The following is a 20864-nucleotide window of genomic DNA, read 5'->3' on the forward strand; positions in this document are numbered from 1 at the left end:
TGTCACGGTTTGCTGCCGCCGCGCGCGGCTTTCTCCTTGCCCCCTCCTTCCTTCTTCCGACCTCGTTCTTCCGTCTTCCGACCGCCTTCTTCCGACCTCCGTCTTCCGTCCTCCTTTCCCCTTCCCTTCTTTCTCCTTCCTCCTGACACGAGCCAGTGGGACGTCATGCAGATTCAAGACCTTCCGTACCCCGACCCGGGCGTGCCGGACGCCCGTTCGGGCCCCCGATTGCTGTGGTGGCTCTTCCGCAACCAGTTGGACGGGCAGTTGAAGTCGCTGGCCTGGGGCCTGCTGCACTTCGTGTCCGTCACCGCGCTGCCCTTCGGCGTGGGTCTCGCCATTCAGGCCGTCGTCGACCGCTCCGGCTCCCGACTCGCCCTCGCGGGCGGGCTGATGGCGCTGGCCGGCGTGGGCGTCGCGCTCGGGGACACGTTCCTGCACCGCGCCGCCGTCACCAACTGGATCACCGCGGCCGCCCGCGTCCAGCAACTGCTCGCCCGCAAGGCGGCGCTGCTCGGCTCGGCGCTGACCCGGCGGGTCGCGGCCGGCGAGGTCGTGGCCGTCTCCACCGGTGACGTCGAGAAGATCGGCTGGTTCGTGGAGGCCGTCTCCCGGTTCACCGCGGCCGCGGTCACCATCGTCCTGGTCTGCGTCGGCCTGCTGCTCTACCAGCCCGCGCTCGGCGTCGTCGTCGCCGCCGGCCTGCCGGTCCTGGCCCTCGCCGTGCTGCCGCTGCTGCCGCGCGCGACCCGGCGCGCCGACTTCCAGCGCGAGAAGGCGGGGCGCGCCACCGAGCTGGCCTCGGACACCGTCGCCGGACTGCGCGTGCTGCGCGGCATCGGGGGCGAGGAGCTCTTCCTCGACCGGTATCGCAGCGCCTCCCAGGACGTCCGGCACGCCGCCGTGCGCAGCGCCCGCATGTGGGCCCTGATCTCCGCGATCCAGGTGCTGCTCCCGGGCCTGCTGCTGATCACGGTCGTCTGGTACGGCGTGCACCTGGCCCGCCAGGGCCGCATCGAGATCGGCGAACTGGTCACCGTCTACAGCTCGATCATGGTCCTCACCTACCCGCTGCGCCATTTCGAGGAGATCGCGATGGCCTACTCCTTCTCCCGGCCCTCGGCGAAACGGGCCGCGCGGGTCCTCAGACTGGAGCGGGCCACCGACACCGGAGGGTCACGCGCGGCGGACCTGCCCTCGGGGGACCTGTACGACCCGGCCACCGGTCTGCTGGCGCCCGCCGGCCGCCTCACCGCCGTGGTGTGCGGCGACCCCGACGCGGCCGGGGTACTGGCCGAACGGCTGGGCGGCCACCCCTCGGAGGCCGGCACCTCGGCGCTGCTCGGCGGGGTGCCGCTGGACGAACTGCCGCTCGACGCCGCCCGCACGGCCGTCCTCGTCCAGGACAAGGACCCGGTGCTGCTGTCCGGGACGCTGCGCGAGCTGCTCGACGTGCCCAAGTCGGGTGAGGTGGGAGCCGCCGAGGCGCTGTCGGCCGCGCAGTGCGAGGACGTCCTGGCCGCCCTGGCCCAGGGCTCGCTCGACGCCGCCGACCCGATGGACGCCCGCATCACCGAACGCGGCCGCTCCCTCTCCGGCGGCCAGCGCCAGCGCCTCGCCCTGGCCCGGTCGCTGGTCACCGACCCCGAGGTGCTCGTCCTCGACGAACCGACCTCCGCCGTCGACTCGCACACCGAGGCACGCATCGCCACCGGACTGCGGGAACTGCGGGCCGGACGCACCACCGTGGTGTTCACCTCCTCACCGCTGCTGCTGGACCGCGCGGACCGGGTGGTGCTCCTCCACGAGGGCGAGGTCGTGGCGGTCGGCGTGCACCGCGAACTGGTGCACAAGGAACCGCGATACCGCGCGGTCGTGACCCGCGAGACCGACGAAGAGGCGGCGCGGCACAACGCGAACCGCCTGGACGAACTGCACGAGATCGAGGAGACCGCATGATCGGCGTGGCGCCCCCGGCCTACGACCCCGCGGCCCCGACAACGGCGCACACGCTGCCCGTCGGAGCCCCGGCCACCGTACGCGCCTACGTGACCGAGCTGTTGCGCCGGCACCGCCGTGCCTTCCTGCTGCTCGTCGCCGTCAACACCGCCGCCGTGGTGGCCTCCATGGCCGGGCCGTGGCTGCTGGGCGGCCTGGTCGAGCGGGTGGCGGACGGATCGCGGGAACTCCATCTGGGGCTGACCGTCTCGCTGTTCATGGTCGCCCTCGCCGTCCAGGCGGTGTTCGTACGGGAGGTGCGGCTGCGCGGGGCGATACTCGGCGAGCGCATGCTGGCCGACCTGCGCGAGGACTTCCTCGTCCGGTCCGTCGGGCTGCCGCCCGGCGTCCTGGAACGCGCCGGGACGGGCGACCTGCTCTCCCGGATCACCACCGACATCGACCGGCTCGCCAACGCCATGCGCGAGGCCGTGCCCCAACTGGCGATCGGCGTGGTGTGGGCGGCCCTGCTGCTGACCGGGCTCGTCGTCACCGCGCCGCCGCTGGGGGCCGCCGTGCTGCTCGCCGTGCCGCTGCTGGTGGTCGGCTGCCGCTGGTACTTCAGGCGGGCACCCGCCGCCTACCGCTCGGAGGCCGCCGGCTACGCGGCCGTGGCCGCCGCGCTGGCCGAGACCGTGGACGCGGGCCGCACCGTCGAGGCCCACCGCCTCGGCGACCGACGGATCGCACAGTCCAAGCAGCGGATCAAGGAGTGGACGGCCTGGGAGCGCTACACGCTGTGGCTGCGCTCGGTGCTCTTCCCGGTCGTCAACATCACCCATGTGACCGTCCTCGCCTCGGTCCTGGTGCTCGGCGGCGTCTTCGTGCTCCAGGGCTGGATCGGCGTCGGCCAGCTCACCACCGGCGCCCTGATCGCGCAGATGCTCGTCGACCCGGTAGGGCTCATCCTGCGCTGGTACGACGAACTGCAGGTGGCCCAGGTCTCCCTGGCCCGGCTGGTCGGGGTACGGGACATCGAGCCGGACGCCGGCGACGCCTCGCTGACCCCCGACGGACGCGACGTGCACGCCGACCGGGTGCACTTCGGCTACGTCGAGGGCGTGGACGTGCTGCGCAAGGTCTCCCTGGAAGTGGCCCCGGGCACCCGGCTGGCGCTCGTCGGCCCCTCGGGCGCGGGCAAGTCGACCCTCGGCCGCCTGCTCGCCGGCATCTACGCACCCCGCGACGGCCGCATCGCCCTCGGCGGTGCCGAGCTGTCCCGGATGCCCGCCGAGCGCGTCCGTGAGCACGTGGCCCTCGTCAACCAGGAACACCACGTCTTCGTGGGCTCCCTGCGCGACAACCTGCTGCTCGCCCGGACCGACGCGGCCGACGCCGAGCTGTGGGCGGCCCTCGGGGCGGTCGACGCGGACGGCTGGGCGCGCGCCCTCGACGACGGCCTGGACACGGAGGTCGGCTCGGGCGGCTTCTCGCTCACCCCGGCCCAGGCCCAGCAGATCGCGCTGGCCCGCCTGGTGCTGGCCGACCCGCACACGCTGGTCCTGGACGAGGCGACGTCCCTCCTCGACCCACGAGCCGCCCGGCACCTGGAACGCTCCCTCGCCCGCGTCCTCGACGGCCGCACCGTCGTGGCCATCGCCCACCGCCTGCACACCGCCCACGACGCCGACGTCATCGCCGTCGTCGAGAACGGACGCATCAGCGAGCTGGGCAGCCACGACGAACTCGTCGCAGCCGACGGAGCATACGCGGCACTCTGGCGGTCCTGGCACGGGTGAGACAGGGATGGGGACAGAGCTGGAGCTCGGCCATGTGGGTGAGTGGTCGGTCGGAGGGCTTGGCGGGCGGGGGCGGGTGGCCGGCTCGGGGCCGGAGGTCGGCGTCGGGGGTGCTTCCGCGGGCGGGCGTGTTTGCTCGCGGGTGGCATCGGCTCGGTGAGGGGCCGTGCTCGCCGCGGGAGTGGTACGGGCCACCGGAGTGCTTGCGGCGTGGGTGAGCGCGCTCGGCGTGGCGGCGCTTGTCGCCGCGGTCGGCCAAGTGCTGCGGTGTCCGGCAGCGGGCCTCCACCCGAACGCCCGCGTTCGCGCGGGACCGCCCCGTTTCCCAGGCCGAGGCCTGCTCAGCGGGGTGGGTCCGTACCCGGCCCGGCCCCGTGGCGTTGCGCGCGGGTGAAAAGGGATGGAAGGCTGGATAGCGGCACCGGTTCGGGGAGCGCCCGGAGGCCATGCGGTCAGCGCCGGGCGCAGCCTGTGCCCCGCGCGCCGGCCCGTCGCCGATCGCGGTGACGGCGGGCCCGTCCCCACCACCTGGAGGTACCCGTGAACAGCGCCGACGGATGGGGAGACGACGTCTACCAGCCCGACGCGTCCGAGATCCAGGACGACGCGGGTCTGCTCGACGCTGAGGACACCCTGGACAACGACGGTGTCGGCGACCCCCTGGACCGTGGCTGGTCCCCGCCGGAGAGACCGTGGGCGGTGGAGCACACCGGTGTGACCGCGGCGGAGCGCCAACAGGGTGAAACGCTGGACCAACGGCTCGCCGAGGAGCAGCCCGACATCTCCGTGCCGGACGGCGACGGCATCGGCGACTGCGACGGCACCGACGGCGAACTCCTGGACAACGAGGTCGGCGCCGTCCGCTCCGGCCGTCTCGTCGCCCCCGACGAGGGGGCGCACGAGGACCGGGAGAGCGCGCTCGTCGCCAGGGACGTCGGCATCGACGGTGCCGCGGCCTCGGCCGAGGAGGCCGCCATGCACATCGTCGACGAGGACGCCCTGTCCGGCTGACGCCGCCGTCCCACCCGCTCGCAAGGAGCCTTCATGCAGCAGGACAAGCACCCCGACTACCACGCGGTCGTCTTCCGGGACCGCGCCGCCGGCTACGCCTTCCTCACCCGGTCCACCGCGACCAGCGGCGAGACCATCCAGTGGGACGACGGCGAGACCTACCCGGTCGTGGACGTGGAGATCTCCTCGGAGAGCCACCCGTTCTACACCGGCAAGGCACGGACGGTGGACTCGGAGGGCCGCGTCGCCCGGTTCGAGCGGCGGTACGGCGGGACGGGGCAGGGCACAGACGGAGCCTGAGCGCACCGCGCCGCGCCGGACCCGGCCGCCGCACGGCGAGCGTCCGCCCGGCCGCAGCCGCGCGCGTTCGCTCAGATGAAGTTGAGGGCCGCCGCGCCGCCCACTCCCCCGAGCAACATGAACGCCGGCATCAGCACCTTCAGCTCCACCCAGCTGCCCGCCCGGAACCGCAGGGCCTTCGGCGGGCCCACGGGGTACCAGCGCTTGCGGCCCACCGGGATCGGCCACAGGATCGGGCAGCCCGACACGGTCAGCGAGTCCCCGATGTCGTGCACCAGCGCGCCCAGCACGATCGGCAGCCCCAGCCACAGGTACTCCTGGCCCGGCGCGGTGAACAGCCAGTCCGAGCCGTTGCCCGGCTTGTCCAGCACACCGGCGAGGATCCAGGCACTGGTCGCGGCCAGCAGCCAGACCAGCACGTCGCTGCTGGACCCGCGGGCCGCCCGCCACAGCAGTCCCTCGATGGCCAGCACCATGTGCGCGAAGAGGATGCCGAGCACCGCCCAACGGCCGCCCGTGATCGCCAGCACCGAGGCTCCGGCGCCGATGAGCACCGCCCACAGCCAGGTGTGCGTGAGCGTGCGGTGCCCACCCGAGCGGCGCGGGTCGCCCTGCTTCCGGGTGGCCTTGTAGACCGCGTAGGAGAGCTTGTCGACGATCTCGCACAGCCATCGCGAGAGCGGCCCGAAGGCCCGCGAGATGGTGGCGGCCTTGTGGTCCAGGTCCGGGGCCAGCGCCGCTCCGGCGCAGATCAGCGAGCCGACCAGGACGACGGGCCAGGGCATCGGATGTCCGGCCGCGGCGGCCGCCGCCCCGACGCCGAGCCAGGCGGCGGCGCCCGACAGTGAGTGTGCTGGTCCCATCATGGCCGTTGCCCGCCCCATTCCTCGTGTGCCGCTGTCCAGTTGACGGTGTGCGCTGACGCGTCGTCGGCGACACAGCGTAGCGTTCGCGATCTTCATACGGGGATCCGATTCCCCCGTCGGCCGGGACGCCAGGCAAGATGGGTGGGTGACCCTCATCGATCAGCTGCCGCCGACCGCCGACCCCGACGCCCTCTACGAAGCCTTCGAGTCGTGGGCCGAGGAGCGCGGTCTGACTCTCTACCCCCACCAGGAGGAGGCGCTGATCGAGGTGGTCTCCGGCGCGAACGTGATCGTGTCGACGCCCACCGGCTCCGGCAAGAGCATGATCGCGGCGGCCGCGCACTTCGCCGCCCTGGCCCGCGACGAGGTCACCTTCTACACGGCCCCGATCAAGGCGCTGGTGTCGGAGAAGTTCTTCGAGCTGTGCAAGATCTTCGGCACCGAGAACGTCGGCATGCTCACCGGCGACGCCTCCGTGAACGCGGACGCCCCCGTCATCTGCTGCACCGCCGAGGTGCTCGCCTCGATCGCCCTGCGTGACGGCAAACACGCGGACGTCGGCCAGGTGGTCATGGACGAGTTCCACTTCTACGCGGAGGCGGACCGCGGCTGGGCCTGGCAGATCCCCATCCTCGAACTGCCCCAGGCTCAGTTCGTCCTGATGTCGGCCACGCTCGGCGACGTCTCGATGTTCGAGAAGGACCTCACCCGGCGCACCGGCCGCCCGACCGCGGTGGTGCGCTCGGCGACCCGCCCGGTGCCGCTGTCCTACGAGTACCGGCTCACCCCGCTCACCGAGACCCTCACCGAGCTGCTGGACACCAAGCAGGCGCCGGTCTACATCGTGCACTTCACGCAGGCGCAGGCCGTGGAGCGGGCGCAGGCGCTGATGAGCATCAACATGTGCACGCGCGAGGAGAAGGACCGGATCGCCGAGCTGATCGGCAACTTCCGTTTCACCACCAAGTTCGGCCGCAACCTCTCCCGGTACGTGCGGCACGGCATCGGTGTGCATCACGCCGGCATGCTGCCCAAGTACCGCCGCCTGGTGGAGAAGCTCGCGCAGGCCGGCCTGCTGAAGGTCATCTGCGGCACGGACACGCTCGGGGTGGGCGTCAATGTGCCCATCCGTACGGTGCTGTTCACGGCGCTGACCAAGTACGACGGCAGTCGCGTCCGCACGCTGCGGGCCCGCGAGTTCCACCAGATCGCCGGGCGCGCCGGGCGGGCGGGCTTCGACACGGCGGGCTTCGTCGTCGCCCAGGGCCCCGAGCACGTCATCGAGAACGAGAAGGCGCTGGCCAAGGCCGGCGACGACCCGAAGAAGCGGCGGAAGGTCGTCCGCAAGAAGGCACCGGAGGGCTTCGTCGGCTGGACGGAGAACACCTTCGAGAAGCTCATCGCCTCCGAGCCGGAGCCACTGACCTCCCGCTTCCGGGTCACGCACACCATGCTGCTGTCGGTGATCGCGCGGCCCGGCAACGCCTTCGAGGCGATGCGGCACCTGCTGGAGGACAACCACGAGCCGCGCAAGGCGCAGCTGCGGCACATCCGGCGGGCCATCGCGATCTACCGTTCCCTGCTGGACGGCGGCATCGTCGAGAAGCTCGACCAGCCGGACGCCGAGGGCCGCGTCGTCCGTCTCACCGTGGACCTGCAGCAGGACTTCGCGCTGAACCAGCCGCTGTCCACCTTCGCGCTGGCCGCCTTCGAACTGCTGGACCCGGAGTCGCCGTCCTACGCCCTGGACATGGTGTCCGTCGTGGAGTCCACCCTGGACGACCCGCGCCAGATCCTGGTCGCCCAGCTCAACAAGGCGAAGGGCGAGGCCGTCGCGGCGATGAAGGCCGACGGCGTCGAGTACGAGGAGCGCATGGAGCGGCTCCAGGACATCTCCTACCCCAAGCCCCTCGAAGAGCTGCTCTCGCACGCGTACAACACGTACCGCAAGAGCCACCCCTGGGTGGGCGACCATCCGCTGTCGCCGAAGTCCGTCGTCCGGGACATGTACGAACGGGCGCTGTCCTTCACGGAGTTGGTGTCGTTCTACGAGCTGGCGCGGACCGAGGGCATCGTGCTGCGCTACCTGGCCAGTGCCTACAAGGCCCTGGACCACAACATCCCGGACGATCTGAAGTCCGAGGACCTGCAGGATCTGATCGAGTGGCTCGGCGAGATGGTCCGCCAGGTCGACTCCAGCCTGCTGGACGAGTGGGAGCAGCTCGCCAACCCGGAGGAGATGACGGCCGAGGAGGCCCAGGAGAAGGCCGACGAGGTCAAGCCGGTCACCACCAATGCGCGCGCCTTCCGGGTGCTGGTGCGCAACGCGCTCTTCCGGCGTGTGGAACTCGCCGCCCTCGACCAGGTCGAGGAGCTCGGCGAACTGGACGGTGACTCCGGCTGGGACGCGGACGCCTGGGGCGAGGCCATGGACAAGTACTGGGACGAGTACGACGACCTCGGCACCGGTCCCGACGCCCGCGGCCCCAAGCTGCTGCTGATCGAGGAACAGCCGGAGCACGGTTTGTGGCGCGTTCGCCAGATCTTCGACGACCCGAACGGCGATCATGACTGGGGCATCAGCGCGGAGGTCGATCTCGCGGCCTCCGACGCGGAGGGCCGTGCGGTCGTCCGTGTCACCGACGTCGGCCAGTTGTGAACACAGGAGAAGCGCATCCATGACGAACCCGGCAGAGAGACTTGTCGACCTGCTCGACCTGGAGCAGATCGAGGTCAACATCTTCCGCGGACGCAGCCCGCAGGAGTCCTTGCAGCGGGTCTTCGGCGGCCAGGTCGCGGGCCAGGCACTGGTCGCCGCCGGACGCACCACGGACGGGGAACGTCCGGTGCACTCGCTGCACGCGTACTTCCTGCGTCCGGGCATCCCGGGTGTGCCGATCGTGTACCAGGTCGAACGGGTCAGGGACGGGCGGTCGTTCACGACCCGCCGGGTCACCGCCGTGCAGCAGGGCCGCACGATCTTCAATCTCACCGCCTCCTTCCACAGGCCTGAGCAGGGGAGTTTCGAGCATCAGCTGCCGCCGGCCCGCGAGGTGCCGGACCCGGAGTCGCTGCCGACGGTGTCGGACGAGATCCGGGAGCATCTCGGCGCGCTTCCCGAGCAGTTGGAGCGGATGGCACGCCGGCAGCCCTTCGACATCCGCTATGTGGACCGGCTGCGCTGGACCCCCGACGAGGTCAAGGATGCCGAGCCGCGCAGCGCGGTCTGGATGCGCGCGGTCGGCCCCCTCGGCGACGATCCGCTGGTGCACACCTGCGCGCTGACCTACGCCAGCGACATGACGCTCCTGGACGCCGTCCGGATCCCGGTCGAGCCTCTGTGGGGGCAGCGGGGCTTCGACATGGCGTCGCTGGATCACGCGATGTGGTTCCACCGGCCGTTCCGTGCGGACGAGTGGTTCCTGTACGACCAGGAGTCGCCGATCGCCACGGGAGGTCGCGGTCTGGCCCGTGGGCGGATCTACGACCTTCAGGGGCGTCTGCTGGTGTCCGTCGTCCAGGAAGGGCTGTTCCGGGCGCTGTAGGTCAGGCGTTTCTGCGGCGCAGCCAGCCGAGGAGCCGACGCGTCCGCGGTTCCCCGTGGGTCGGTGGCACGGGATGCGCCCGGTCGGAGGCCTGCGTGGTGCGGCGGGTCGGGTCGAGGGCCGGAACGGTGCGGTGCACCGGGTCGAGCACCGGAACGGTGCGGTGCGCCGCATCGGAGCCCGGCGTGGTGCGCCGCGCCGGGCCGGGGGTCCGGCGTGGCGCGGGGCGTGGGGCGGGTCGATGTGCGCGTGCCTCCTGTACCGCCCGTGCGAGGTCGGCCCTCAGCCAGCCGATCTCGTCCGGGTCGTCCGCCGTCATGAGCTGTTCGGCGAGGTGGGAGGCCGGTGAACCCGGTGCCCCGTGCGCGGGCGGCCTGGGCCGGAAGCGGTGGAGATGCGAGCGCTCGTAGGGGTCGGTGACGATTTCCGCGATCTGGACGGGGTCGAGGAAGGCGGCGACGGCCCCGGCCTGCTGCCAGGGGTCGTCGGCCTGGCGCAGCAGGAAGCCCAGGTGGCGTCCGCGCCAGTTGCGCGGCCGCAGGTCCAGGCCGGCCGCCAGCCGGTCGCGCAGCTCTTCGGGGGTACGCGCCTTCAGCAGCCGGGCGTTCTCCTCGTCGGATGCGAACTGCCGTAGTTCCTCGGCCAGGTACAGCCAGACGACGGTCCGGTAGCGATTGAGGTAGAAGTCGACCGGCACCAGCAGGCCCAGGCGGGCGAGGCGGGCGAACCGGCCGGAGGAGATCTCCATGAGGTCCGAGCCTTCCGTGGTGCCCACGGCCCTCACGCGGCCCCGAAGAGCCTCGGGGTGCCCCGGCCCGGAGCGCAGCCGCTCGATCTCGGCGCCGGTGACGCGGCGGCCCCCGCCCCCTTCGTCGGGCACGGTCCGGATGAGCCCGAGGTGGACGGCGAGGTCGAACTCGCGTCGCTTGAGCCCCAGTTCCCTGGCCGCCCGGCCGGCCGAGAAGGTGTGCTGGCGGGGCTGGGTGATGGTGTCGCCTGGCATGGCCGGTCTCTCCCGTGGAGTCGTCGCTCACGCTGTGTGCGTTCGCCGTGACAGAAATGTAACCGGTCCGGCGGTTCTCGTGGCGGGCCTGTGGATAACTCCACGGGAGAGTCCGAACGTGCTGGTCAGAGCTCTGTGGTCGGGGTCCGCTCGGGCTTGCGCGGGTCCACGCCGAGGTGCTCGCCGACGCGGTTGACGAGGAGGGTCATCTCGTAGGCGATCTGGCCTATGTCGGCTTCCGCGCCGCTGAGCACGCACAGGCAGCTGCCGGTGCCCGCGGCGGTGACGAACAGGACGGCGTCGTCGAACTCGACCATCGTTTGGCGCACTCTGCCGGCGCCGAAGTGGTGTCCGGAGCCCTTGGCAAGGCTGTGCAGTCCGGACGAGACGGCGGCGAGATGCTCGGCGTCCTCGCGGCGCAGTCCCGTGCTCGCCCCCGTCACCAGGCCGTCGTTGGACAGGACCAGCGCGTGCCGTACGTGGTCCACACGCTCCGTCAGATCGTCCAGTAGCCAGCCGAGTCCCTGGTTCTGCCCCATGTTCCCGTCTCCCCGTGTGGCGGCTCCCCCCTGGCCGGGGGATCTCTTTCGCCAGCCTTCCCGACAATCCGGGCTCCGGGCAAGGAGGATGGGGGCATGGCACAGAAGATGACCGACACGGAATGGCGGGAGTTCGTCTCGTACGGCACCCGTACCGCAAAGCTGTCGACGGTGCGGGCCGACGGCAGTCCGCACGTAGCGCCGATCTGGTTCGTGCTCGACGGGGACGAGGTGGTGTTCAACACCGGCGGCGCGACCGTGAAGGGGCGCAATCTCGTCCGGGACGGCCGGGTGGCCCTGTGCGTGGACGACGACCGGCCGCCGTTCGGGTTCGTGGTGATGCAGGGCAGGGCGGAGATCTGGGAGGATCCCGAGCAACTGCGGCACTGGGCCGGGCGCATCGGGGCGCGGTACATGGGCGAGGACCGCGCCGAGGAGTTCGGGGCGCGCAACGGGGTGCCGGGCGAACTCCTCGTCCGGGTAAGGATCGACAAGGTGCTGGCGCAGAAGGGCGTGGCGGACTGAGGCCGGTCCGCGCCCCTTGGCTCCTGGTCAGCCCACGGAGTCGAGCAGCCGGGCGGTGTGCATCCGCCCGGCGTACTCGACGAGACGGATCAGCACCTCCTTTCCCGAGTCGCGGTCACGGGCGTCGCAGAGCACCACCGGGGTTCCGCCGTCGAGGTCGAGGGCGCGGGAGACGTCCTGGGCACCGTAGGTCCGGGAGCCCGCGAAGCAGTTGACGGCCACCACGAACGGGATGCGCCGGTGCTCGAAGTAGTCGACCGCGGGGAAGCAGTCCTCCAGGCGCCGGGTGTCGGCGAGGACCACGGCACCGAGGGCCCCCTGGGACAGTTCGTCCCACAGGAACCAGAAGCGGTCCTGTCCCGGCGTGCCGAAGAGGTACAGGGAGAGGCCGGACCGGATGGTGATGCGCCCGAAGTCCATGGCCACGGTGGTGGTGACCTTCTGGTCCACGCCACCGGTGTCGTCGACCAGCTGGCCGGCCTCGCTGAGCAGTTCCTCGGTGCGCAGCGGCCGGATCTCGCTGACCGCGCCCACCAGGGTGGTCTTGCCCACGCCGAATCCGCCGGCGACCAGGATCTTCAACGCGAGGGCGGCCGTCTCGCCGCCCTGGTCCTCGGAAGTCTGGGGGACCATCGATCACTTCTCTCGGGAGTGCCGGCCATGGTCGGCGTCGTTGCGTGTGCACCGCGCTCTCACGGAACGTGTGTGCGCGGCTCCGGTACGTGTGTGCGACGTCAGCATGATGACGACTCCGGTGCCCTCTCGGCGGGGGCGACCGTTTTTGTCCGATGCGGGTGGCTCGCGGTACGCCGGTGTTCGAGGCGATGCGCAAGTCGGCGCCGTACGGGACCGGCTGGTTCTTGAACTGTCATCTACAGCGCCCGCAGCCCTTCGATCACTTCGCGCAGAATCCGTTCGTCGGGGAGCTGCGCGGGCGGTACCGGGCGGCTGACGGTGACGCGGCCCAGTTCCAGGAGGTCGCCGAGGAGCACCCGGACCACGCCGACGGGCAGGTCCGCTCCCGCGGCGAGTTCCGCGACCGACTGGGTCTCGGGACGGCACAGCTCGATCAGGGCCCGGTGTTCCGGCCCGAGCGAGCTGCCGTCGTCGACACCGGGCGCGGCCGGGTCCAGTGTGACGAGGGCGATCAGGTCGAAGCGGACCCCGCTGGGGCCGGGCCTGGTGCGCCCGCCCGTCATGGCGTACGGGCGGACCAGGGGCCCCGCCTCGTGGTCGTACCACTGGCTGCCCTGCTCCCGCGGGACAGCCCTCATGTCGTCGGTCATCTGTACGGACCTTCTCGCCTCAGCCTGCGGCCGGTGGCCGCGCGGCAACGCGCGGCGCGGTGTAGAGGTGCTCGCCGACACGTTTCACCAGACGGGCCATCTCGTAGGCGACGAGGCCGATGTCGGCGGTCACGGCGGTGAGGACGGCGAGGCAGGAGCCGTCCCCGGCGGCGGCCACGAACAGGAAGCCGTCGTCCATCTCCACCATGGTCTGGCGCACCCCGCCGGCCCCGAAGTGCCGGCCCGCGCCCTTGGCCAGGCTGTGGAAGCCGGACGCGACGGCCGCGAGGTGTTCGGCGTCCTCGCGGCTGAGATCGGTGGACGCTCCCACGGCCAGCCCGTCATTGGAGAGCACCACGGCGTGGCGCACCTCGCCCACGCGCAGCACCAGGTCGTCCAGCAGCCAGTCGAGTTCGCCGGACCTCCCCCACTCGCGGCTTCGCTCGCGCGGGGGGACCCCCACGCCGTCCCTCATGCCGGGGTCCTGGATCATGCGGGGTCTCCTTCGCTGCTGTCGCTGCGCACTGCGGATTCCGGGGCGGCCGCGCGGCCGGGGTGCCGCCCGCCGCCGCGCACCCAGCCGTCGCGGTACGCCGCCATACGGTCCCGAACGAGCTCGGGGGTGCGTGGGTCGTCGCCCTCGGGGGTGGATGTCTGTGCCTGCTGCTCGGCGTGCCGCTCGCGCAGTTGGGGAGCGAGGCTCGCCTGCCGGACCCGGCGGGGGAGGTCGTCGGACCCGTCGGAGTCGTCCGGTGGGCGGTGCAGTCGCAAGGCGGTGACTCCGGGGGGTGGGGTGTCGGTCGTGGTCTTCGCCGCCGCCGGCGCGGAGGCCACCAGGGCGGGCCGGTCCGCGGGTGCCTCGACCGGCTCCTGGCGTGGGGCGGGCACGCGCGTGTGCTCGGGTCCGGGCGGCTCGGGTGCCTCGGCCCGCCTGCGGGCAGAACGTTCCGCCACGCCGCTGTGCAGCAGGGCGGTCGGCAACAGGACGACGGCGGTGGTGCCGCCGTAGGGCGAGGTGCGCAGGTGCACCTTGATGCCGTGGCGCGCGGCGAGCCTGCTGACCACGAAGAGGCCGAGCCGGTCGCTGTCGAACAGGTCGAGTGCCTCGGACTGCTCGATGCGACGGTTGGCCTCGGCGAGGGTCTCCTTGCCCATGCCCAGCCCGCGGTCCTCGACCTCGACGGCGTAGCCGTTGCCCACGGGTTCGCCGGTGACGCGCACCCGCGTGTGGGGCGGCGAGAACTGGGCGGCGTTCTCGACGATCTCCGCCAGCAGGTGGGTGAGGTCGGCCACGGCGGTGCCGACGACGGACGCCTCGGGCAGCTGTCGTACCTCCACGCGCGCGTAGTCCTCGACCTCGGAGACGGCCGCGCGGACCACGTTCGTCAGGGAGACCGGCATCCGCCAGGCCCGGCCGGGTGCCGCGCCGGAGAGGATGATGAGGCTCTCGGCGTGGCGCCGCATACGGGTGGTGAGGTGGTCGAGCCGGAAGAGGTCGCTCAGTTCGTTCGGGTCCTCGGAACGGCGTTCCATGCTGTCGAGGAGGCTGAGCTGACGGTGGACCAGGACCTGGCTGCGGCGGGCGAGGTTCACGAAGACGCCGGAGATGCCGCTGGCGAGCTCGGCGCGCTCCACGGCGGCCCGCAGCGCGGCCCGGTGGACGGTGCCCAGGGCCTCGGCGACCTGTCCGGTCTCGTCCTCCGCGGGCGGTCCCGGAGGGGCTTCCGCCCGGATGTCGATCTCCTCGCCCGCGCGCAGTTTCCGCATCGCCTCGGGGAGTTTGCGGCGGGCGATCTCCAGTGCGCTGTTGCGCAGGCTCACCAGCTCGACGACCAGGCCGCGGCCGATGCGCACGGAGATCACCAGGGAGGCCACGACAGCGGCGAGGCCGAAGAGGACCGCGGCACCGGCCGGGGTGAGCAGGCCCCGGGTGAACGGGTCGGCCCGGTCGGCCACTTCGCGTCCGGCGTCGGCCTCGATCGTGCGCATGCCGTCCTGCACGCGCGTGTGCGCGCTGTCCCAGACCGTCCGCGGGGCGGCGGCGAGAGCGCGTGCGCCGGGTGCGGCGGTGAGGAGCTTGTCCTCCGCGGTGCCCAGGGCGGCGTAGTCGCTGCCCTCGGCGAGCTCCTGCCAGGCGGTGCGTTCGGGTCCGCGCAGGTCGGCGACGGCGGACTCGGTGAGGGCGCGGCGCGTCTCCACGGCGCCGGTGAACAGCCGCAGCCGTTCCCCGTCGAGCCGCCCGGCGAGTCGGGCACCGACCAGGACCGCGTCCTCCTGGGCCAGGGCCTCGGCCGCACGGGAGAATTCGAGCAGCACGCGCGCGTCGGAGCCGAGTTCGGCGTCCTGGATCCCGGTGAGCGCGCCGCCCACCGAGAAGGCGGCCGCGATGGTCCTCGTATACCGGCCGTACGTCTGGTCCCAGCCGGCCCGGTGCTCGATTACGGCGGTGCGCAGGGGGCCGAGCTTCTCGGCGCCGGTGACGAACTGCTCCAGCCGCTGGGCCACGCCGGCCGGCAGCTCCTCGCCGTCGGCCACGGTGTTGCGGTCGCCGAGTCGTAGGGCGGCCACGGCTTCGTCGGTGCGTTCGGCGAGCTTCTTGTAGTCGCCGCTCTGTCCGGCCGAGGGGTCGGTGGCCAGGCGCACGGCGGTCGCGCGCTCGGCCTGGAGGGCGGCCACGGCCTGCGCGACGGGGGTACGGATCTCGGCGTCCACGCGCTGGAGCTGGCGCAGCCTGGAGACGTCCTGCGCGGTGGTGACCGTGGCGTAGGCCCACAGGGCCAGCAGGGAGACGACCGGCACCATCAGCAGGCAGACGATCTTGGCTCGGACGGTGCGCGGTCGTATGCGCCAGCTCCCCGCGCGCGGGGCTATGCCTTCCGCGGGCTCGTCCGGGCCTTCGTCGGCCGGCGGTCCGGCGTGGGCGCGGCGTCCGCGCGCGGGCGGCGGGGGCGGCGTCTCGACGCCGGATGCGGTGGTCCTACGGGGTGTGCGCATGGCCTCCTCGCTCGGAAGTGGTGGTCGGGGCGTGCCTGCCGGGCCGGGACGGCCGGGGCCCGCGGCCGGCGGCTAGCGGGCGACGCTCTCGACCGGCCGCTGGGCGGAGGCGGATGCCTGCCGCTCCCCCGTCGTCGGGGACAGGGCGACGAAGGCCGAGGTCAGGAAGAGATAGGACCCGAGGCCGACGGCGAGGGGGAAGATGAACTGCATCGCCGTGGCCCCGGGCAGGGCCTCGCCCGAGGGCGTGACCCGGACCCCGACCGCGAACATCCCGGTGTAGTGCATGCTGCTCACCGCGGCGCCCATGATGAGCGAGGCGATGGTGACAGCGACCGGTGACTTGATGTTGAGCGCCGCCCACAGGGCCGCGGTCGCGGCGACGACGGCGATCAGCACGGAGAGGCCGACCAGCATCGGGTCGTAGTCCACGTGGCCGTGGAGGCGGACCGCCGCCATGCCGAGGTAGTGCATGCTCGCCACGCCGAGGCCGGTGGTCAGTCCGCCGAGGAAGAGCGCGCGGGTGCGGTCACGGCTGTAGCCGACGGCGAAGACACCGGCGCAGACGACGGTCATGGCGACGAGCAGGCTCGCGATGGTGAGCGGCACGTCGTAGCGGATGTCGGTGCCGCTCACGCTGAAGCCCAGCATGGCCACGAAGTGCATGGTCCAGATGCCGGTGCCGATGGCCGAGGCCGCGGTGAGCAGCCAGTTGCGGCGCGAGCGGCCGGTGGCGCCGAGCGCACGCACGGTGCAGCGCAGGCCGAGGGCGGCGCCGATGCAGGCCATCACGTACGACAGCGCGGGGGTGAGCCACCCGAGGGCGGCGTGGTCCAGGTGTCCCATGGCCACGGGACGCTAGGGGGGCATGGGCGCACACAGGGGGCGCGTTTCGAAAGGTGCTGGAATGTGACGCAGAAACGTATCTGAACGATCGCCTCCCGCTCGAACGTGTGCGCTGCGGCATCATCCGCAGCGGTGACAGCGTCCTCCGTGCCGGTGAGGGATCATGCGGAACATGAGCGACAACCACACACACGTCCAGGAGTTCTTCACCGCCCGCGCCGCCGACTGGGACCGCAGGTTCCCGGACGACGGTCCCGCCTACGCGGCCGCGGTCGCCGAGCTCGGGCTGCGCGCGGGCGACCGGGTGCTCGACGCCGGGTGCGGCACCGGACGCGCCCTGCCGCCCCTGCGTGCGGCCGTGGGGCCCACGGGAGTGGTCGTCGGGGCCGATCTGACCCCGGCCATGCTGGAGGCCGCCGTACGGGCCGGACGGGACTGCGACGGTCGGTTGCTGCTCGCCGACGTCGCCGCTCTGCCGCTGCGTTCCGAGTCGCTGGACGCCGTGTTCGGGGCGGGCCTCATCGCGCATCTGCCCCATCCGGCCGAGAACCTGCGCGAGTTGGCGCGCGTCGTGCGCCCCGGCGGGACCCTGGCGCTGTTCCATCCGATCGGCAGGGCGGCGCTCGCGGCGCGGCAGGGACGGCAGATCACCCCGGACGACCTGCGCGCCGAGCCCAACCTCCGTCCGCTGCTGGCCGGTTCCGGGTGGCGGATGACTACGTACGTCGACGAGGACGCCCGGTTCCTGGCCCTTGCCGTGCGGGACGCCTGAGCCGTCACACGCGCCCGGCGACCGCCGCCACGAAGGCGTCCGGGTTGTCGAACATGACGTTGTGTCCGGCGCCGGACACGGTCACCACGCGCACGCCCGCCGCCTCCAGGGCCTGCCGGCCCGCGAGTTCGCCGCTGAGGTCGCCCTGGAGGTACACGCGCTCGACCGGAAGGGCTTCGAGGATGTCGCGCATGACGGGCCGCGATCCGCGGACGAGCCCGACGGCGGTGCGGTGCAGCGCGCGCGGGTCGGCCAGGCGCATGGTCGCCGCCCACTGCGGCCCGACCCTCTCCAGCACGCGCGCGTGGCCCTCGTCGACGAACACGTCCTCCTCGTAGGTCGCGATGCCGCTGCTCCCGGCCGTGGGCGGCGGGTCGGCGTCGAGGTTGGCCTCCGTCAGGACCAGACGGGAGACGAGGTCGGGGCGCCGGTGGGCGAGCACGAGGGCCACGGCGCCGCCCATGCTGTGGGCGATCAGTTCGGCACCGGTCAGGCCCGCCGCGTCCAGGGCCGCCGCGAGGGCGTCGGCGTGGTCCTCCAGGGTGTAGCCGAAGTGCTGCGGCCGGTCGCTGATGCCGTGCCCCGGCAGATCCACGAACAGGCTGCGCCGTCCCGCGAGTTCGGGACGGGACGCGATGTGCGCGTGGTACACGGACGACACCGACCCCAGCCCGTGCACATACACGCGCGCGGGTTCCTCGCCCGGGGATTCCGTCCACCGGATGCAACTGCCTCGACCGTCGAACTCCGCCTGCCTCATCGCCTGCTCCCCGTGTGTCGCCTCACCCCAGGACTATACATCGAGACCGATGTATCAACGCATCGCTGTATCAACGCATCGATGTATAGGGGGAGCGATGTACAGCGTGAGTACGCGAGAATGCGGTCATGCTGGAACTCGCCATCCTCGGATTCCTCTACGACGCCCCCCTGCACGGCTACGAACTGCGCAAACGGATCACCGCGCTCACCGGACACGTGCGGCCGATCGCGGAGAGCACCCTGTACCCCGCGATCAAGCGTCTGGAGAAGGCGGGCCTGCTGGAGCGCGCGACGGAGCCCGGTGCCGTCGCGGCCCCGCGTCATGTCCTGACCCTCACCGAGGAGGGCAGAGGGGAACTGCGCCGCCGACTCGCCGCACCCGAGCAGCGCGACATCACGGACGAGAACCGCTGGTTCACGGTGCTGGCCTTCCTCCGGCACCTGGAGGACGCCCCCGCCCAGACGGCCGTACTGCGCCGCAGACTCGCCTTCCTGGAGGAGCCCGCGAGCTTCTTCTACGACGGCGACCGGCCGCTGAGCGCCGAGGAGATCGACGATCCCTTCCGGCGCGGCATCCTCACCATCGCGCGCGCCACCTCCCGCGCCGAACTCACCTGGCTGCGGGAGACCGTCGCGTCGCTCGGCGGCTGATCTCGCTCAGGCCGCCGGTTCCTCCGGTGCCGTGGGCGGCTCGGTGGGCGACGGCAGGGGCGGGCGGAAGAGGACGGCGCGGGCCACCGGCGGGGCGAACAGGGCGGAGACCGGTTCGGCGAGAGTCAGCACGGCGCGGAAGGCGCGCCCCACGACAGGGTCGCCCGGGGCCCGCTCCTGGACCCGGCGCAGGTACCAGCCGGCGACCTGGTCCGCAGGCCCGCCGTCGACGGCGCTGCCGACCGCGCCCGGCATCTTGCGGTCCGCTCCGGCGGAGATGTCCCACGCCTGCCGGGATGCCGCGAGAAGCGCCTGCTGCACCCGCCGCGTCGTGGGGGTGCGGCGCCGGTCGGCCAGTGCCTCGCGCAGGGCGACGGCACTCATCGCGGCCACGGCCATGCCCTGCCCGTAGATGGGGTTGAAGGTGCACAGGGCGTCGCCGGTGGCGAGGAAGCCCGCCGGGGTCCCGGGCAGGTCGTAGCGGCGGCGGATGTTCGCGGTCCGCCGGTAGCCGAATGCCGGGGAGAGCGGCTCGGCCTCGCTCAGCCAGCGGTGCAGCAGTGGGTGCGGCAGCCTCTTGGTGTACGTCACGAACTCGTCGTCGTCGGTGGGCGGTTCGTCCCCGCGCAGCCCCGAGACGATGACCAGATGTGTGCCGTCCTCCAGCGGCAGCGCACCGCCGGCGTGGACCTGTTCGGGGTCGGGGTAGGCGTAGTAGCCGCGGGTGTCGCCGTCGAGGGTGCCCTTCGCGCCGCGGTAGATCCGGGAGGCGTAGGCGAGCCCCGTGTCGATGGTCTCCTCCTGCGGCGTCCCGGCGCCGATCGTGGCGAGCCACTGGGCGGCCTTGGTGCCGCTGCCGGAGGCGTCGACGACCAGGTCGGCCGCCAGTTGCCGGGGCTCCGCGCGGGCGTCACCAGAGCGGTCGCGCACCAGCACGCCCCGCACGCGCGAGGCGTCGCCGAGGAGCCCGACGACATCGGCGCCCTCCGCCGTGCTGATCACCGGGTTGGCAAGCACCCGTCGGCGTACCAGCTCTTCGAGTTGGGCGCGGGACCCGGTGTAGATGTGCGTGGTCGCGGGCACCCGGCGGAACCAGCGGCCGGTCTGCCACAGCACCATGTCCGACGGCATGCCCACCCGGGGCGCCCCCGCTTCCCCCAACTCCGCCAGAAAACCGGGCAGCAGCGACTCCAGAGCCACCTGTCCGCCCTGCAGCAGGACGTGCGGATGCCGGCCCTGCGGCACACCGGGCCGCGGCTTGGTGCCGTCCGGGAACCGGTCACGCTCGAGGACGGTGACCCGATCGACGTGTGCCGCCAGAACGTGCGCCGCGAGGAGCCCGGCCAGGCTCCCGCCGACAACTACGGCATGCCGCCCGCCCCGGCCGACATCCTCGCTCCAACGGTCCTTCTCTCCGGCAGACTTCACCGTTGCACTCCCCTGGTCGCGACCTCGCAAGAAGACCCAAGTATCCAGCTTCGCAGAGCTGGTTGATCACTTTCCGGCCCTTCGCCCATGGCTTCCGGGGCGCTCGCGCGCACAGCGCTTCACGGCGCGCTCCCCCTTCTGCCGCCGGAGCTCCAACCCTAGGTTGAGTAGCAGGTGACGAACGAGCTGCCATGGCAACCACGCAGGGGGAAGGCGGTCAGCATGTTCGACAGGTTCCGCGAGTCCTGGACCAGACTCTTCGGCGCCTCGCGCGCGGGGGCGGGTTCCGACCGGGACAAGCGCACGCACAATCTGTTCGAAGCGGCCGCCGCGTACGTCTCGGCCTGTGCGGAGGACGACCAGGAGCGCATCGACGAGGCCGCGGGCTGGGTGTCGCCGGAGGCGCTGTCGTTCGGCGTGAACGAGCTCGCGTGCCGGGCCGTCATCGCGCTGGCACGGGAGCGGGACGAGTCTCCGCGGGCCGTGGCCCGGTCACTGCTGGGGCTTCCGGCGGCCTGACCGGGTCCCATCAGCCCGATTTCACCCCCTCCAACCGGAAAACTGCAGCTCCGGGTGGGCTGAGGAGTCGTGACAAGCGC

General features: G+C 72.3%; 20 protein-coding genes. 10 read left to right on the forward strand and 10 right to left on the reverse strand.

The genetic code is table 11. The annotated features are described in order from the left end of the window. Positions 1-165: 165 nt before the first annotated feature. The 4 genes from ICC28_RS18525 (at position 166) to ICC28_RS18540 (ending at position 5048) form a co-directional block, all read left to right on the forward strand. Positions 166-1959, forward strand: a complete 1794-nt coding sequence (locus ICC28_RS18525) for an ABC transporter transmembrane domain-containing protein (RefSeq protein ID WP_188289699.1) — start codon at positions 166-168, stop codon at positions 1957-1959. After that, complete coding sequence (locus tag ICC28_RS18530) at positions 1956-3737, forward strand: ABC transporter ATP-binding protein (protein ID WP_188289700.1); 1782 nt, start codon at positions 1956-1958, stop codon at positions 3735-3737. The genes ICC28_RS18525 and ICC28_RS18530 overlap by 4 nt, the downstream gene beginning before the upstream one ends. Before the next feature lie 540 nt (positions 3738-4277). After that, positions 4278-4748, forward strand: a complete 471-nt coding sequence (locus tag ICC28_RS18535; RefSeq protein WP_188289701.1) for a DUF5709 domain-containing protein — start codon at positions 4278-4280, stop codon at positions 4746-4748. Between the two features lie 33 nt (positions 4749-4781). Next, on the forward strand, positions 4782-5048 hold the full coding sequence (locus ICC28_RS18540) for a type B 50S ribosomal protein L31 (RefSeq protein ID WP_188289702.1): 267 nt from the start codon (positions 4782-4784) through the stop codon (positions 5046-5048). Positions 5049-5119: 71 nt separating this feature from the next. Here the strand turns inward: ICC28_RS18540 and ICC28_RS18545 are convergent, their stop codons facing one another. After that, positions 5120-5914, reverse strand: coding sequence for a metal-dependent hydrolase (locus ICC28_RS18545; RefSeq protein WP_188289703.1), 795 nt, complete (start codon positions 5912-5914; stop codon positions 5120-5122). 145 nt (positions 5915-6059) lie between these two features. Between ICC28_RS18545 and ICC28_RS18550 the strand changes: the two genes are divergently transcribed. After that, the gene (locus ICC28_RS18550; protein ID WP_188289704.1) at positions 6060-8573 is read left to right on the forward strand and encodes a DEAD/DEAH box helicase; all 2514 of its coding nucleotides are present in this window, start codon (positions 6060-6062) and stop codon (positions 8571-8573) included. 19 nt (positions 8574-8592) lie between these two features. Then, positions 8593-9459 carry an acyl-CoA thioesterase gene (locus ICC28_RS18555; RefSeq protein WP_188289705.1) on the forward strand — a complete coding sequence of 289 codons (867 nt, stop codon included), beginning with the start codon at positions 8593-8595 and terminating at the stop codon, positions 9457-9459. Position 9460: 1 nt separating this feature from the next. On the opposite strand, the gene ICC28_RS18560 is transcribed toward ICC28_RS18555, so the two are convergent. Together ICC28_RS18560 and ICC28_RS18565 are read right to left on the reverse strand one after the other, a co-directional pair. Further along, the gene (locus ICC28_RS18560; RefSeq protein ID WP_188289706.1) at positions 9461-10462 is read right to left on the reverse strand and encodes a DUF6397 family protein; all 1002 of its coding nucleotides are present in this window, start codon (positions 10460-10462) and stop codon (positions 9461-9463) included. A gap of 125 nt (positions 10463-10587) precedes the next feature. Further along, a complete protein-coding gene (locus tag ICC28_RS18565; RefSeq protein WP_188289707.1) occupies positions 10588-11001 on the reverse strand; it encodes a roadblock/LC7 domain-containing protein in 414 nt (137 codons plus the stop codon). 96 nt (positions 11002-11097) lie between these two features. Between ICC28_RS18565 and ICC28_RS18570 the strand changes: the two genes are divergently transcribed. Then, positions 11098-11526, forward strand: a complete 429-nt coding sequence (locus ICC28_RS18570) for a PPOX class F420-dependent oxidoreductase (protein ID WP_188289708.1) — start codon at positions 11098-11100, stop codon at positions 11524-11526. A gap of 27 nt (positions 11527-11553) precedes the next feature. On the opposite strand, the gene ICC28_RS18575 is transcribed toward ICC28_RS18570, so the two are convergent. The 5 genes from ICC28_RS18575 to ICC28_RS18595 all read right to left on the reverse strand — a co-directional run bounded on the left by ICC28_RS18575 (position 11554) and on the right by ICC28_RS18595 (position 16652). Next, positions 11554-12159: a GTP-binding protein gene (locus ICC28_RS18575; RefSeq protein WP_188289709.1), complete on the reverse strand. Its 606-nt coding sequence runs from the start codon at positions 12157-12159 to the stop codon at positions 11554-11556. Positions 12160-12398: 239 nt separating this feature from the next. Continuing rightward, a complete protein-coding gene (locus tag ICC28_RS18580) occupies positions 12399-12812 on the reverse strand; it encodes a DUF742 domain-containing protein (RefSeq protein WP_188289710.1) in 414 nt (137 codons plus the stop codon). Positions 12813-12831: 19 nt separating this feature from the next. Further along, positions 12832-13305, reverse strand: a complete 474-nt coding sequence (locus tag ICC28_RS18585; RefSeq protein WP_411158607.1) for a roadblock/LC7 domain-containing protein — start codon at positions 13303-13305, stop codon at positions 12832-12834. Then, positions 13302-15806, reverse strand: a complete 2505-nt coding sequence (locus ICC28_RS18590) for a nitrate- and nitrite sensing domain-containing protein (protein ID WP_188289711.1) — start codon at positions 15804-15806, stop codon at positions 13302-13304. Before ICC28_RS18590 ends, ICC28_RS18585 begins: the two co-directional genes overlap by 4 nt. A gap of 72 nt (positions 15807-15878) precedes the next feature. Beyond that, complete coding sequence (locus ICC28_RS18595) at positions 15879-16652, reverse strand: MHYT domain-containing protein (protein ID WP_188289712.1); 774 nt, start codon at positions 16650-16652, stop codon at positions 15879-15881. A gap of 172 nt (positions 16653-16824) precedes the next feature. Here ICC28_RS18595 and ICC28_RS18600 point away from each other — a divergent pair, with 172 nt between their 5' ends. Next, the gene (locus tag ICC28_RS18600) at positions 16825-17424 is read left to right on the forward strand and encodes a class I SAM-dependent methyltransferase (protein WP_188289713.1); all 600 of its coding nucleotides are present in this window, start codon (positions 16825-16827) and stop codon (positions 17422-17424) included. A gap of 4 nt (positions 17425-17428) precedes the next feature. On the opposite strand, the gene ICC28_RS18605 is transcribed toward ICC28_RS18600, so the two are convergent. After that, a complete protein-coding gene (locus ICC28_RS18605; protein WP_188289714.1) occupies positions 17429-18184 on the reverse strand; it encodes an alpha/beta fold hydrolase in 756 nt (251 codons plus the stop codon). A 128-nt stretch (positions 18185-18312) separates the two neighbouring features. Here ICC28_RS18605 and ICC28_RS18610 point away from each other — a divergent pair, with 128 nt between their 5' ends. Next, positions 18313-18837 carry a PadR family transcriptional regulator gene (locus tag ICC28_RS18610; RefSeq protein ID WP_188289715.1) on the forward strand — a complete coding sequence of 175 codons (525 nt, stop codon included), beginning with the start codon at positions 18313-18315 and terminating at the stop codon, positions 18835-18837. A 6-nt stretch (positions 18838-18843) separates the two neighbouring features. Here the strand turns inward: ICC28_RS18610 and ICC28_RS18615 are convergent, their stop codons facing one another. Next, on the reverse strand, positions 18844-20265 hold the full coding sequence (locus ICC28_RS18615) for an FAD-dependent oxidoreductase (protein WP_411158608.1): 1422 nt from the start codon (positions 20263-20265) through the stop codon (positions 18844-18846). A gap of 222 nt (positions 20266-20487) precedes the next feature. On the opposite strand from ICC28_RS18615, the gene ICC28_RS18620 reads away from it, so the two are divergent. After that, positions 20488-20784 (forward strand): hypothetical protein, encoded by a 297-nt coding sequence (locus ICC28_RS18620; RefSeq protein WP_188289716.1) that lies wholly within the window; start codon positions 20488-20490, stop codon positions 20782-20784. Positions 20785-20864: the final 80 nt, after the last annotated feature.

Source organism: Streptomyces sp. TRM68416, from assembly GCF_014596915.1.
In the GTDB taxonomy this organism is placed as follows: domain Bacteria; phylum Actinomycetota; class Actinomycetes; order Streptomycetales; family Streptomycetaceae; genus Streptomyces.

Excerpts from the sequence above, each read along its gene's own strand:
- ICC28_RS18585 (WP_411158607.1), bottom strand. The coding sequence starts at position 13,305 with ATGATCCAGGACCCCGGCATGAGGGACGGCGTGGGGGTCCCCCCGCGC.
- ICC28_RS18540 (WP_188289702.1), top strand. The coding sequence starts at position 4,782 with ATGCAGCAGGACAAGCACCCCGACTACCACGCGGTCGTCTTCCGGGAC.
- ICC28_RS18610 (WP_188289715.1), top strand. The coding sequence starts at position 18,313 with ATGCTGGAACTCGCCATCCTCGGATTCCTCTACGACGCCCCCCTGCAC.
- ICC28_RS18560 (WP_188289706.1), bottom strand. The coding sequence starts at position 10,462 with ATGCCAGGCGACACCATCACCCAGCCCCGCCAGCACACCTTCTCGGCC.
- ICC28_RS18565 (WP_188289707.1), bottom strand. The coding sequence starts at position 11,001 with ATGGGGCAGAACCAGGGACTCGGCTGGCTACTGGACGATCTGACGGAG.
- ICC28_RS18590 (WP_188289711.1), bottom strand. The coding sequence starts at position 15,806 with ATGCGCACACCCCGTAGGACCACCGCATCCGGCGTCGAGACGCCGCCC.
- ICC28_RS18580 (WP_188289710.1), bottom strand. The coding sequence starts at position 12,812 with ATGACCGACGACATGAGGGCTGTCCCGCGGGAGCAGGGCAGCCAGTGG.
- ICC28_RS18570 (WP_188289708.1), top strand. The coding sequence starts at position 11,098 with ATGGCACAGAAGATGACCGACACGGAATGGCGGGAGTTCGTCTCGTAC.
- ICC28_RS18525 (WP_188289699.1), top strand. The coding sequence starts at position 166 with ATGCAGATTCAAGACCTTCCGTACCCCGACCCGGGCGTGCCGGACGCC.
- ICC28_RS18555 (WP_188289705.1), top strand. The coding sequence starts at position 8,593 with ATGACGAACCCGGCAGAGAGACTTGTCGACCTGCTCGACCTGGAGCAG.
- ICC28_RS18545 (WP_188289703.1), bottom strand. The coding sequence starts at position 5,914 with ATGATGGGACCAGCACACTCACTGTCGGGCGCCGCCGCCTGGCTCGGC.
- ICC28_RS18620 (WP_188289716.1), top strand. The coding sequence starts at position 20,488 with ATGTTCGACAGGTTCCGCGAGTCCTGGACCAGACTCTTCGGCGCCTCG.
- ICC28_RS18600 (WP_188289713.1), top strand. The coding sequence starts at position 16,825 with ATGAGCGACAACCACACACACGTCCAGGAGTTCTTCACCGCCCGCGCC.
- ICC28_RS18595 (WP_188289712.1), bottom strand. The coding sequence starts at position 16,652 with ATGGGACACCTGGACCACGCCGCCCTCGGGTGGCTCACCCCCGCGCTG.
- ICC28_RS18530 (WP_188289700.1), top strand. The coding sequence starts at position 1,956 with ATGATCGGCGTGGCGCCCCCGGCCTACGACCCCGCGGCCCCGACAACG.
- ICC28_RS18575 (WP_188289709.1), bottom strand. The coding sequence starts at position 12,159 with ATGGTCCCCCAGACTTCCGAGGACCAGGGCGGCGAGACGGCCGCCCTC.
- ICC28_RS18605 (WP_188289714.1), bottom strand. The coding sequence starts at position 18,184 with ATGAGGCAGGCGGAGTTCGACGGTCGAGGCAGTTGCATCCGGTGGACG.